This window comes from Coralliovum pocilloporae, from assembly GCF_030845175.1.
Classification (GTDB): Bacteria; Pseudomonadota; Alphaproteobacteria; order Rhizobiales; family Cohaesibacteraceae; genus Coralliovum; species Coralliovum pocilloporae.
Genome location: NZ_CP132542.1, coordinates 181,632 through 193,846 on the forward strand (window position 1 = coordinate 181,632; position 12,215 = coordinate 193,846).

Consider the following 12,215-nt stretch of genomic DNA (forward strand, 5'->3'; position numbering starts at 1 on the left):
CCACGAACACAACACGATGTCAAGGCATGGCTTCCCCGACATCATGCCAACCTCTTTCCATCGCCTGCTGAGAGGATGACGAATACACGGCGAGCCACCTCTCTATAAGAGTCCTGCTGTCATCGCTGGAAAGATAGACGCAGGGCCAATTCTGGACCATAGGCTCCGAATTGGGATGTCATCGGTCAGACAGGATCAGAAGATCGACACAAAACGGGATACTGCCCTGCTCAAGCCGGGCTGGAAAACAGCCCCGCCCTTCGGGTCTGCGGGAGTAATCTATGGGTCTGAATCCTAGAACGGCACGTTGACACTCAGAGACCCGCCATAGGCCTCAAAGTCACGAACACCGATACCATCATAGAAGCCCTCTCCCGTAACTCTGATGTTATTGGTTGAGAACAAAACAGCCGCCCCGGCTTCAATTCGAGCCCGTACGGAATCTGAAGATGATGTCAAGGAAGCGGTCGTCGCTGTGTCATCGCGTAATTCGTTAAAGTCATAGATACCTGACAACGACATGAAGAGAGACATGATGTAATCATCTTCTCCCTGAATGTCATAGGACACCCTGGGGCCGAACTCCAGACGACCAAGGTCAAAGTCCTGACTGGGGATCAAATTCCCCAGCGTATCGGTATAGGATTCCTGTTCTTCCCAGAAATAGGTGACCTTCAGGAATGGATTGACGTTCAACGGCCCCATATCAAAGTCGCCTGTCAGGCCGCCCTGAATCAGAACCCGCTGTGTATCGAAGTCATCCGAGAACAACCCCAGAGCATTGACCTGATTGTAGGATTGCCCATAGGTCGCACGGCCATCCAGATAGAGATTGTCATGCAGTCGTACAACTGCATATGGCCCGACCATCCAACCAATGCCATCGGCAGAGGTATTGGCCACAGTATTCTCTTCATCAGAAATATCGAGCTGCCCCATAAGCCCGATCAAGGCATCATCCCGGAACCGGTAATCAACACCGGCAAAGAAAATCCCGTTCTCGCTCTCGCTGCTGCCATTCTCAACCGCTGCATAAGTGCCCTTGGCCCAGAAGTCGAAACCGGACTGAACCGCCCCACCCTGTTTTCCGTCAACCTGCCCCTCATCAAAGGCAAGCGTTGCAAAGGTCTCTTCCAGGTCGCGTGTTTCCTGCGAGAAGGCAGAATGTCTGCGAGCAGCGTCTTTCGCCTCCAGCTCATCAAAAGCCGAAAAGCGGTCAACGAGCTGGCTTGTCCCTTCTGGAGCGTTTTCACTCCGCTCCCCAAGAGAGGATATCTTGTTGACGAAGGCCCTGTAGCTGAACTCAAAACTGGCTGATTTGTTCTGTGAACTGATATCAAAGGCAAAACTGTTGAAATTGTTCTGGCGCCCGAAAGCTCCACCCTTGAGCCGGTCAACCAAGTCAGGTTGCTCTGAGACAATCCTGTCCGCTCTGTTGGTGACAAAAGACGCAATCACTTCCTGGGTTTTGGTGATATCTGCCGATGAATCGCGCGTATTGGTCAGAGAGAATGTGACATCAGTCACTCCTGCGGCTTGCGCTGTGACCATATAGGGTTCAAACGCACTTCCTCCGAGAAAGTTCGACACAACAGAGTTGGCTGTCATAATCGAGCTTGTCGCCTCACCATTGGCATCTGTGGTTACGGTCTCGGTATTGGTCCCTGTCGATGCAAATGTCAGCGAGGCTCCACTGGCAGGCGCTGTAAACGTGACCGCCTCGTTGGCAACACCATTGCCGCTGGCATCCGTCAATGTGGCCACCAGACGGCTGCCAAAGGCTGTATTGATTTCGGTAATCTGCCCAGACCCGGAGGTTGCTGCCAGCGCTGCCGGAACGCCCAATGCCGCCCCGGAGGCCGTGATGTTATACGGGTTCTCATCAGCATCACTGTTAGCGAAGTTAAACGCGAAGCTGAACGCCCCTGCAGCAGTCGGCGTATAGTTCACAACGAGCGTTGTTGTACCGCCACCCGGCGTTACGCTGACAGCGCCGAGGGTCATGCTATTCACGGTCACATTCGATGTGGACGTCACATTGCCACCCACAGTGGGAGGCGTAACACTGAGCGCAGACGTCCCGGTATTTGTGATTGTGTAGGTAACAGTCGACGCAGAGCCAGCCGCCGGTGTCGAGGTGAAGGTGTCCGTTCCACCATCGGCCACAGCGCCACCCTCAGAAGACGACACCTCTATCTCAGGTGTACCACTCGCATTGCCACTTGCAGTAATGTTGAACGGATTCTCATCAGCATCACCATTGGCAAAGTCAAACGCGAAGCTGAACGCCCCTGAATTGGTCGGCGTATAATTCACAACAAGTGTCGTGGTCCCACCACCAGGAGCGACACTTGTCGAACCGAGTGTCAGGCTGTTCACGACAACATTGGTTGTCGCGGAGACGTTGCTGCCAACGGTAGGCGCGGTCACAGAGAGAGCGGACGTGCCGGAATTGGTAATCGTGTAGGTGACTGTACCTGCCACACCGGCAACAGGGGTAGACGTGAAGGCATCCGTCCCACCATCTGCAACAGCACCACCCTCAGAAGACGAAACCTCTATCTCCGGAGCACCTGTCGCTATACCGCTGGCCGTGATGTTATACGGGTTCTCGTCACCATCACCATTGGCAAAATTAAACGCGAAGCTGAACGCGCCAGCAGCGGTTGGCGTGTAGTTCACAACAAGCGTTGTCGTACCGCCACCTGGCGCTACGCTGACAGCGCCGAGTGTCATGGCATTCACGGTCACATTCGATGTGGACGTTACATTGCCACCCACAGTGGGAGGCGTAACACTGAGCGCAGACGTCCCGGTATTCGTGATTGTGTAGGTCACAATCGCCGGGGAGCCAGCCGCAGGTGTCGAAGTGAAGGTGTCCGTTCCACCATCAGCGACAGCACCACCCTCAGAAGACGAAACCTCTATCTCTGGAGTACCTGTCGCGGTGCCGCTGGCTGTGATGTTGTACGGATTCTCGTCACCATCACCATTGGCGAAATTGAAATCAAAACTGAATGCGCCAGCAGCCGTTGGCGTATAGTTCACAACAAGCGTTGTCGTGCCGCCACCAGGAGCCACGCTGACAGCGCCGAGTGTCATGGCATTCACGGTCACATTGGATGTGGAGGTCACATTGCCCCCAACAGTCGGTGGCGTAACACTGAGCGCAGACGTCCCGGTATTCGTGATTGTGTAAGTCACAATCGCCGGGGAGCCCGCTGCAGGTGTCGAGGTGAAAGTATCCGTTCCACCATCAGCAACCGCACCGCCCTCGGAAGACGATACTTCAATCTCAGGCGGGCCGACTGCCGTACCACTGGCTGTGATATTATACGGGTTCTCATCACCATCACCATTGGCGAAGTTGAACGCGAAGCTGAAAGCGCCTGCAGCAGTCGGGGTATAGTTCACAACGAGTGTTGTCGTCCCCCCTGCCGGAGCAACGCTCACGGCACCCAACGTCATGGCATTAACCGTCACATTCGACGTCGACGTCACATTGCCCCCAACAGTCGGTGGCGTGATGGACAAGGCGGACGTCCCGGTATTTGTGATTGTGTAGGTAACGATTGCTGGAGAGCCAGAGACAGGTGACGACGTAAAAGTGTCTGTCCCACCATCCGCAACAGCACCACCCTCAGAAGACAAAACCGCAATCTCCGGAGTGCCCGTCGCAGTACCACTCGCTGTGATGTTGTACGGGTTCTCGTCACTATCACCATTGGCGAAGTTGAAATCGAAGCTGAACGCGCCTGCAACAGTCGGCGTATAATTCACAACGAGCGTGGTCGTTCCACCGCCGGGTGCAACACTCACGGCACCCAACGTCATACTATTCACTGTCACATTCGACGTTGATGTCACATTGCCCCCAACAGTTGGAGGCGTAACACTGAGCGCAGACGTCCCTGTATTTGTGATTGTGTAGGTCACAATCGCCGGGGAACCTGCTGCAGGTGTCGAGGTGAAGGTATCTGTTCCACCATCGGCGACAGCACCACCACTTTCTGACGAGGAAACCGCAATCTCCGGGGTGCCCGTCGCAGTACCGCTTGCCGTGATATTGTACGGGTTCTCATCACTATCACCATTGGCGAAGTTAAACGCGAAGCTGAATGCCCCGGCAACGGTCGGCGTGTAGTTGACGACGAGTGTGGTCGTTCCTCCCGGGGCAACACTCACGGCACCCAACGTCATACTGTTCACCGTCACATTCGACGTCGACGTCACATTACCCCCAACAGTCGGAGGCGTAACAGACAGAGCAGATGCGCCCGTATTCGAAATCGTATAGGTCACAATCGCCGGGGAGCCAGCCGCCGGGGTTGATGTGAAGGTGTCCGTTCCACCATCCGCAACAGCACCACCCTCAGAAGAGGAAACCGCAATCTCCGGCGGACCGACTGCCGTACCGCTGGCGGTGATATTGTAAGGGTTCTCGTCCGCATCACCATTGGCGAAGTTAAACGCGAAGCTGAACGCCCCTGCAGCAGTCGGCGTATAATTGACGACAAGTGTTGTCGTGCCACCCGGGGCGACACTGACAGCACCCAACGTCATGGCATTAACAGTAACGTTTGACGTCGATGTCACATTGCTTCCCACAGTGGGAGGCGTAACAGACAGTGCAAACGTCCCGGTATTCTCAATTGTATAGGTTACAATTGCGGGGGAACCCGCAACGGGAGACGATGCAAAACTGTCCGTTCCCCCGTCCGCAACAGCACCGCCGCTTTCAGAGGACGACACGGCAATTTCAGGCGCAACACCAGTACCGGATACCAGAATATCGTAAGGATTCTCATCTGAATCATCATTCGTGATGTCCAGCTCAAATGAGAAGGCACCCGTGGCTGTCGGCGTATAGGTCACATCAAAGGTCTGGGGTCCGCCACCCGATGCAATACTAAAACTCGTCGAGGAAATCGTCGGACTGCCCGTGATGTTCGACAGATTGCTCGCGACAATATTGGTCACATTCAGCGTCGCTGAACCGGAATTGGTGACCGTGTAGGTTACCGTCTTGGCCGTACTGATGGGCTCATCACCCTGGGCATCGGTTCCACCATCCAGAACAACACCACCGCTTTCGGAAGATGACACTTCAATCTCGGGAGCCAGGACACCAACCGCGCCCTGGCCGGTGCCTGTATTAAACGTGTAAGTAAAACTGAATGGCGTACCGCCATGGGTACCGGAAACCGTACATCCACCACTACAGTCGATCGTTGTACCATCACCATTGTTATCAATAGAGCTACCACCATTCACCTGATAGACAAGATCGCGGGCATCGGCTGGCCCCTCTTGAATTTCAAAGGTGGTTGAACCTGTTCCATCAGCAGGCTGTATTAAAATAAAGTCGTTATTCTGCTGCGAAACAGGTAAGGAATTCGTGTCGGTACAATTGTCGGCCGTCAGATCAAGCCCGGCCTGAATAGGGAATGGTGTGACATCCAAAGCCGGGCACATCGTAAAGGATGCTTCCGCCTGATTTGGCATGGCCGTCCAGAACAGAACACTCAGCATTGACCCAAAGACAAGTTGAAAAACGGCAAGAGACCGAATGGTCCATCGCCATCCTGCTGATCGATCAGATCCGATAATCATGTATGCCACCCCTGTGGGTGCAATCGTGTCGTCGCACCTCATAAGTTTGCTTCTGCCGATCGTTCTAAGAACCCTTTCAAATCAACCGAAACGAGAAACAACTAATACGAGCGAAGCAATTGACGCAACCTAATTGATTACCACCTTGTTAATTTTTTCAGGGAGTCCATCGAAAAAGTGGCATTTGTGCAACACAACTCTAAGATTCATTTTCGCCAGAGAGAACTCATAGCTCAAAATACCCGTTATAGACAGATTGCAAGCTTTTCCAGATAAGAATCGCCTAACGATTAAAAATCACCACAAAAATCAATCAAACAAAAATCAATCAAAAATTGAAATTTTTCTATAAAAAACAATAAGAGAAACTGATCTCCTGCCATCATTGAGCTCACCTAAAAAGCGATCACTCAAATCATACGACACCTTTAAATCGATTTTTTAGGTTGCACACCATAATTATACCGTGCAAAAATTACCCTCAATTGGTGAAAAATTACATTCATCACCCAGGAATTGACGATGTATAGATGCTGGTTTCCAGATATTCCGCCAGCTGTGTAAGCCTGACTTCAGAGCATCGGAGATTTTAATGTCAGAGCCGTTTCTTGCCGAAATACGAATGGTCGGGTTCAACTTCGCACCGCGAGGATGGGCATTCCTTGATGGCCAAATCCTTCCAATCAACCAGAACCAATCGCTCTATTCCCTACTTGGAACCAATTACGGAGGCGATGGCAGAACGAGTTTCGCTCTGCCGGACTTACGTGGTCGGACACCAATCCACAAGAGCGACGCTCATCCTCTGGCTCAAAAGAGTGGTGCTGAGACGGTTACTCTGACAGCAGCCGAAATCCCCGCGCATACTCATGCAGCAAAGGCTTCATCCACCCTCGGCAATGTTCGGCCACCTGCAGGAGCTATTCTTGCAGCAGAGAGGCCGCCCGATCTGGCTTATCGAGATCCGGAAGCTGCAACAAGCACAGCATTGCGCAGTGGTTCGATAACCAATGCAGGCGGCGGACAGGCTCACAACAATATGCAGCCCTACACGACCTTGTCTTTTTGCATTGCCTTGCAGGGATTGTTCCCTTCGCGCAACTAAATCTGGAAGGACAGAGAATGTCGGAACCGTTTGTTGGCGAAATTCGCATGTTCGCGGGCAATTTTGCACCACGAGGCTGGGCCTTCTGTGATGGCCAGTTGCTTGCAACGTCTCAGAATGATGCCTTGTTCTCTCTGCTTGGAACGATCTATGGGGGTGATGGTCGAACGACCTTCGGCCTGCCTGATATGAGAGGCAGAATCCCGCTTCATCAGGGCACAGGGCCCGGACTGAGCCCTCGCAGGCTTGGCAGCAGAAGCGGCAGTGAGACAGAAACCCTGACGACCAATCAACTGGCCAGCCACAGCCACGATCTTAACGCAAATACGGCGCAGGCCACTGATACAGCGCCACAAGGGAAAATCCTCGCCCAGGGCGTGGGAGTCAACTTCTACAACCCGTCAGACCCGAACGTTTCAATGGCGCCTTCCGCGATCACACAGACAGGTGGTTCGCAACGCCATACCAACCTGATGCCCACCTTGTGCGTCAATTTCATCATTGCACTCTTCGGCATTTATCCAAGTCGTCATTAGGAGGTCGGAACATGTCGGAACCATTTATTGCAGAAATCCGCATTTTCGCAGGAAACTTCGCACCACGGGGCTGGGCCTTCTGCGACGGACAGCTTCTGCCAATCTCCAACAACACCGCCCTGTTCTCTCTCATAGGCACCACTTATGGCGGGGATGGCCGGAGCACAACCGCTCTTCCCAACCTTCAGGGCCGCGCACCGATGCATCCCGGTCGTGGACCAGGCCTGACAGCGCGGCGGCTCGGTGAAAAAGTCGGCACTGAGACAGTTACTCTGAGCGAAGCCCAGATTCCCTCTCACAATCACACCATGCGAGCCAGCTCGTCATCCGGTGTTCCAGCCGTGCCATCGAACACAACGGCGCTGTCTCAACCGGGATTTGGCGACAATCTTTATCAGAACAACACCACAGACAACCTTGTCGACCTGGCCAGTGAATCAGTCAGCACTACAGGCGGTGGTCAGCCGCACACGAACATTCAGCCGTTTCTGTCTCTGAATTTCATCATCGCGCTGACTGGCCTTTATCCATCGCGCGGCTAGATCAAGCCTTTGGCCACCACGTGGAGCAACCAGGGCCAGGACCCACTAATTTCTGTCCAGATAAAGGACGATTGATATGTCGGTTGAAACAACAACACCAGAAGACGTAGAAGGCAAACTGGATCTTCCTCCTTCCTACTATCGCATTTTCATTGCCGCGATCGCGGCTGACGGAAAACTGGTTTACCTTGATCAGGACAGTGAGGACGGGCCATTCACCGGCACCTTCACTCAGTTGACCGACAAATCCTATGACCACGCGCCTCTGCAGGCAGGGTTGTCGATGGATGGATATGTCACCATTCTGGCGCAGCAGACCGGGACACAACACCTTATCTATATTCGCGAAAGCAATGATGAGGCCAATACGAACAGGTTTGACCAACCGGTCGACCTCGGACTGCCGCCATCCGTTGCCGCATTCCAGGATACCAAGCTTATCCGTGGTCTGAACGGGCTCGACAATATCTTTGGCACCGCAGCGACCACAGACAATTCCATCTGGTGGAAGTTCAAAAATCCCTACACGATCAAGACAGAGACGGAACAAGTCACACCCCCGGGGTCTGACACCCCGATCGAAGTGACCGTTCAGGTTCCTGTCCCGCCTGCCCAGCCATGGTCTGACTGGATTCAGATACCGGGGGGATTGAAGTCAATCACCGCTGTCAATAATGCCGACGGTCGCCTGATTATTGGCGGGCTGAACAGCGGCAAAATCCCCTATATCAATTTCCAGAACAGTGATGATCCCTTCACTGTCGAGGGCTGGAAGGGTTGGGAGGATATCTCCGGAGTAATCGGACAATTCGAGCAGATTGAACTGGCCATAGACGGCAATGCTCTTGTTCATATCTTCGGCCGCATCGGAACCAACATCTACATGAAGGCGCAGAAAGAGGTTGGCAAGGACGACTTCACCGGTTGGGTTCTCTTTGCAGCCTTTGACGAGATCATTTACACTTTCGATGTCGATGCCTGCTCCAATGACGGATTGTATATCACCGCGCAGGTTGGCAGTGGCAGCGGCAGCCCGATCTATGGCTGGCATCAGGCAGACCCGAACCTCAGAACCTGGACCGCGCCACAGATCATTACGTTCGCACAAAGTGATGCCCAGCTTGTTCTGGAGCCCAATGCGAATACAAAACTGAGCCTATTCGCGCTCAACACCGGGTCGCAGATGCTTGATTATACCGACCAGCTACTGCCGGATTATTGGCAGGCCGGATGGAAACGCATTGGTCAGGGCATCACGAGTATCGCAATCACGCATGACATAACGCCCAATACCAAGTGATGCTGGTTAAACCAACTACTGATGTGAGGCGCTTGCCGCCAATTGACAGGGCCTCACGTCATTCCCTGCGCTATCGCGACATAACCCAGGACGATATGGGCTTTCTGTGTGCTCTCTACCGCTCGACCCGAGAGGCGGAGCTGGCCCGCACCCCATGGGATGAGGTTCAGAAGCAGGCCTTCATCCAGATGCAGTTCGACGCCCAGCACAGCCATTACCAGAAGCATTATCCGGATGCGTTATGGCTGATCATAGAACAGAATACCCTTCCAATCGGCAGACTTTATCTGGAGCGCTGGCAAAAAGAACATCGGATTATCGATATCGCCTTGATGCCTTCTGCGCGAAATACCGGCATAGGGGGAGACATTCTGACTGACCTGATGCACGACGCCAGACGAGAAGACAAGTCAGTCAGCATCCATGTGGAAAAGACAAATCCTGCCCTGTCCCTCTATTATCGTCTCGGCTTTCAAACCACCGAAGACAAGGGCGTCTATGACCTGCTGGTCTGGACCCCGTCATGATATGGGACAGCACTCTCTGAGGGTCACGGGTTCTATGTAAAGATGGCCTCATACTGAATGCCAGCCTGCTTTTCAGCCACCGGCACCAGAAACATGTCATGAGATCCAATAGCAGTCTGGGACAGACAATATGTCGCCTGTGTCAGGACCGGCTCTGACGGCCCCTGCCACAACAGCGAAAACGCACCGCCTTTTCGCTCCCCTGAACCAAGCTTCTTAACTTCAATGAGCTGCAGGGAAATCCGGGGATCGAGCGAGGTAATATGAAAAACCGTGTCTTCGAGATCAGCAAAATCTTCAGCTGTCATATCATTGAGATTACGCATGCTTCCCTGCTATCCAGTTGAAACTCTGATATTCACCACCTTAAGGGTGCTTCTGACAAGTGGATAGGCTTTTCAGATAAAAAATCATGCAGAAGCAGATTCTCAAAGCATCATTGCCAATTCAGGTTAAAGGTTTAGTGCTTTAGCCTGCGCTACGCTCCTGTCACCTCTTGTGCACAGACTTCACGTGATCGAACCATCAGCACTGTGAGAGATGGACTGATCGTGTGCCATTGGCATCAGGATACGGAAACAGGCTCCGCCACCAGATCGGTTGGAAGCAGAAATATCTCCGCCATGTGCTTTGACCAGAGTTGCAACAACGGCAAGCCCCAGCCCTGACCCACCCGTCGCGCGTGATCGGGATTCATCGCCTCTCTTGAACGCCTCAAAATAGGTTTCTGCATTCCCGTCAGGAAAGCCCGGACCACAGTCGGAAATCTCAAGAAAGGCCCGGTCACCTTCCCTGCCGGTTACAATCTCAACCCGCTGCCCGTCTGAGGCATACCGCAGAGCATTTTCCAGAAGGTTGGTGGTTATCTGCTGGATCCTGCTTCCATCAGCATGCACCTTAACCGGCTGCAAATCAGAGAGGACCACCATATCCTGTTCCTGAAGGCGCGGTTTGATAGCACCAACAGCCGCTCCAACCGCATCAGCCAGATCCAGAACCATGCAGTTCAGGCGGATAGCGCCAGCATTCCCAAGGGATACGGTTCTCAGATCCTCAATCAGAACCGCCAGCATATGCGTCTGCCCAAGAAGACGATCATACTCCTCCTCTCTGGCCTCAAATACGCCGTCACGAATGCCCTGTAGCCGCCCGATAAGAATGGTCAGCGGCGTTCGCAGTTCATGTGCAATCGCGGCCATATCCTGCCTGACCCGCTTCTCAGAAATTTCAAGAGACTCAGTCAGTTGGTTGAAATTCTGGACCAGACCCGAGATTTCCTGGCCGCCCAGTCTGGTATCACTCTCCACCCGGACAGACAGATTGCCCTGAACAATCCTGTTGGCCGCATTGGCAACATCGGATATCGGTTGCGTAATCCGTCTGGCGATAGCAGAGGAAATGACTGAAACAAGCGTCAGTGCCAGCAGACCACCAACTGACAATGTGAAGATAATCCTGTTCCAGGTGACGATGTGATAGTCATCATAGGTGGCATAGATCTCAAGAATACGTTTTTCATTGGCAATGCCATCCTCTTCGAGAACGTTCAGTTCGGCCTCAACCTCGGGTGGGAGGTTCGCATAGAATTTGTAGTCCAGAACAATCTCAAACGTAATGATTGTCCCAACCATGATGAGGACACTGAGGGCCGTCATGAGACAGGTCATCAGAGACAGGCGCGCCCAAAGGCAGGAAAAACGGTTCATCGGAAAACCTGTAATAACGGGATATCGAGGCTGGAAAGCATCTGGTCATTCGGGAGTATGCGTATCAGGACAGGCGGTAGCCGATACCACGGACAGATGTCAGCATTCCTTCTGCCCCTCCCTTGTCCAGCTTGCGCCTCAGATTACTCACATGACTGTCGATGGTCCGCTCAAGGGCATCGCTGTCAGGGAAGCACGCGTCCAGCAACTCCGCACGGGAAAACGCCTTGCTCGGCACCCGGATCATATGGGCAAGGAGCGTAAACTCGGTCAATGTAAGATCAAGATGCGCTTTCGACCCATCACTTTGAACAAAAGCGGTATGCGCTGTTGGGTCAACCACAAGATCACCCAGCCGGAACACAGCAGCCTCGGTAGACCGGCCGCGCCGTAAAATCGCCTTGGCCCGGGCGACCACTTCCAATGGATTGAATGGTTTGACCACGTAGTCATCCGCACCGATGCGTAACGCCGACAGTTTATCGAGATCTTCCGCCAGTGCCGTCACCATCATCACTGGCGTATCACCCCGCTGACGCAGCTCTCCCAATACGGTAAATCCGTCAGCTTTTGGCAGATTGATATCAAGAACCACAAGATCGGGTTTCAGCATCTGGTGATGCTGCAGCCCCATCTCACCATCTCCTGCACAGACTGTACGGAATCCCTCACGCTGAAAGTAGGCTTCCAGAATGGAGGAGATATCCGGCTCATCCTCAACAATCAGTATCAGCGCATTATCCAATGCAGCCCCCTCAATTCCCGCACATTCCATAACAACTCTCACATTACAGTATTTTATCTCGATTTCGAGACAATGCCCATCGTTGCCAGATAGACGCGAACTGTTGAGATCGTGTGGAGATTTTACCCTCCTTCGCTCCAG

Annotated in this window: 9 protein-coding genes; 5 read left to right on the forward strand and 4 right to left on the reverse strand. The window is 53.1% G+C overall.

Annotated features, from left to right (window positions below; all coding sequences use genetic code 11):
- Positions 1-294 precede the first annotated feature (294 nt).
- Positions 295-5,613 (reverse strand): choice-of-anchor D domain-containing protein, encoded by a 5,319-nt coding sequence (locus RA157_RS00835; protein WP_350334594.1) that lies wholly within the window; start codon positions 5,611-5,613, stop codon positions 295-297.
- Between the two features lie 592 nt (positions 5,614-6,205).
- Here RA157_RS00835 and RA157_RS00840 point away from each other — a divergent pair.
- The 5 genes from RA157_RS00840 (at position 6,206) to RA157_RS00860 (ending at position 9,623) form a co-directional block, all read left to right on the forward strand.
- Complete coding sequence (locus tag RA157_RS00840; RefSeq protein ID WP_350334595.1) at positions 6,206-6,718, forward strand: phage tail protein; 513 nt, start codon at positions 6,206-6,208, stop codon at positions 6,716-6,718.
- Positions 6,719-6,735: 17 nt separating this feature from the next.
- Positions 6,736-7,254 (forward strand): phage tail protein, encoded by a 519-nt coding sequence (locus RA157_RS00845; RefSeq protein WP_350334596.1) that lies wholly within the window; start codon positions 6,736-6,738, stop codon positions 7,252-7,254.
- An 11-nt stretch (positions 7,255-7,265) separates the two neighbouring features.
- On the forward strand, positions 7,266-7,796 hold the full coding sequence (locus tag RA157_RS00850; protein WP_350334597.1) for a phage tail protein: 531 nt from the start codon (positions 7,266-7,268) through the stop codon (positions 7,794-7,796).
- A gap of 76 nt (positions 7,797-7,872) precedes the next feature.
- Positions 7,873-9,096 carry a PLL family lectin gene (locus RA157_RS00855; protein ID WP_350334598.1) on the forward strand — a complete coding sequence of 408 codons (1,224 nt, stop codon included), beginning with the start codon at positions 7,873-7,875 and terminating at the stop codon, positions 9,094-9,096.
- On the forward strand, positions 9,096-9,623 hold the full coding sequence (locus tag RA157_RS00860; protein ID WP_350334599.1) for a GNAT family N-acetyltransferase: 528 nt from the start codon (positions 9,096-9,098) through the stop codon (positions 9,621-9,623). The genes RA157_RS00855 and RA157_RS00860 overlap by 1 nt, the downstream gene beginning before the upstream one ends.
- A gap of 32 nt (positions 9,624-9,655) precedes the next feature.
- On the opposite strand, the gene RA157_RS00865 is transcribed toward RA157_RS00860, so the two are convergent.
- The 3 genes from RA157_RS00865 to RA157_RS00875 form a co-directional block, all read right to left on the reverse strand.
- The gene (locus RA157_RS00865; RefSeq protein WP_350334600.1) at positions 9,656-9,949 is read right to left on the reverse strand and encodes a DUF6916 family protein; all 294 of its coding nucleotides are present in this window, start codon (positions 9,947-9,949) and stop codon (positions 9,656-9,658) included.
- Between the two features lie 183 nt (positions 9,950-10,132).
- Positions 10,133-11,329, reverse strand: coding sequence for an ATP-binding protein (locus RA157_RS00870; protein WP_350334601.1), 1,197 nt, complete (start codon positions 11,327-11,329; stop codon positions 10,133-10,135).
- Between the two features lie 64 nt (positions 11,330-11,393).
- Entirely contained in the window at positions 11,394-12,104 is a 711-nt protein-coding gene (locus tag RA157_RS00875) for a response regulator (protein ID WP_434058458.1), read from the reverse strand.
- Positions 12,105-12,215: the final 111 nt, after the last annotated feature.

Excerpts from the sequence above, each read along its gene's own strand:
- RA157_RS00835 (WP_350334594.1), bottom strand. The coding sequence starts at position 5,613 with ATGATTATCGGATCTGATCGATCAGCAGGATGGCGATGGACCATTCGG.
- RA157_RS00840 (WP_350334595.1), top strand. The coding sequence starts at position 6,206 with ATGTCAGAGCCGTTTCTTGCCGAAATACGAATGGTCGGGTTCAACTTC.
- RA157_RS00845 (WP_350334596.1), top strand. The coding sequence starts at position 6,736 with ATGTCGGAACCGTTTGTTGGCGAAATTCGCATGTTCGCGGGCAATTTT.
- RA157_RS00850 (WP_350334597.1), top strand. The coding sequence starts at position 7,266 with ATGTCGGAACCATTTATTGCAGAAATCCGCATTTTCGCAGGAAACTTC.
- RA157_RS00855 (WP_350334598.1), top strand. The coding sequence starts at position 7,873 with ATGTCGGTTGAAACAACAACACCAGAAGACGTAGAAGGCAAACTGGAT.
- RA157_RS00860 (WP_350334599.1), top strand. The coding sequence starts at position 9,096 with ATGCTGGTTAAACCAACTACTGATGTGAGGCGCTTGCCGCCAATTGAC.
- RA157_RS00865 (WP_350334600.1), bottom strand. The coding sequence starts at position 9,949 with ATGCGTAATCTCAATGATATGACAGCTGAAGATTTTGCTGATCTCGAA.
- RA157_RS00870 (WP_350334601.1), bottom strand. The coding sequence starts at position 11,329 with ATGAACCGTTTTTCCTGCCTTTGGGCGCGCCTGTCTCTGATGACCTGT.
- RA157_RS00875 (WP_434058458.1), bottom strand. The coding sequence starts at position 12,104 with ATGGAATGTGCGGGAATTGAGGGGGCTGCATTGGATAATGCGCTGATA.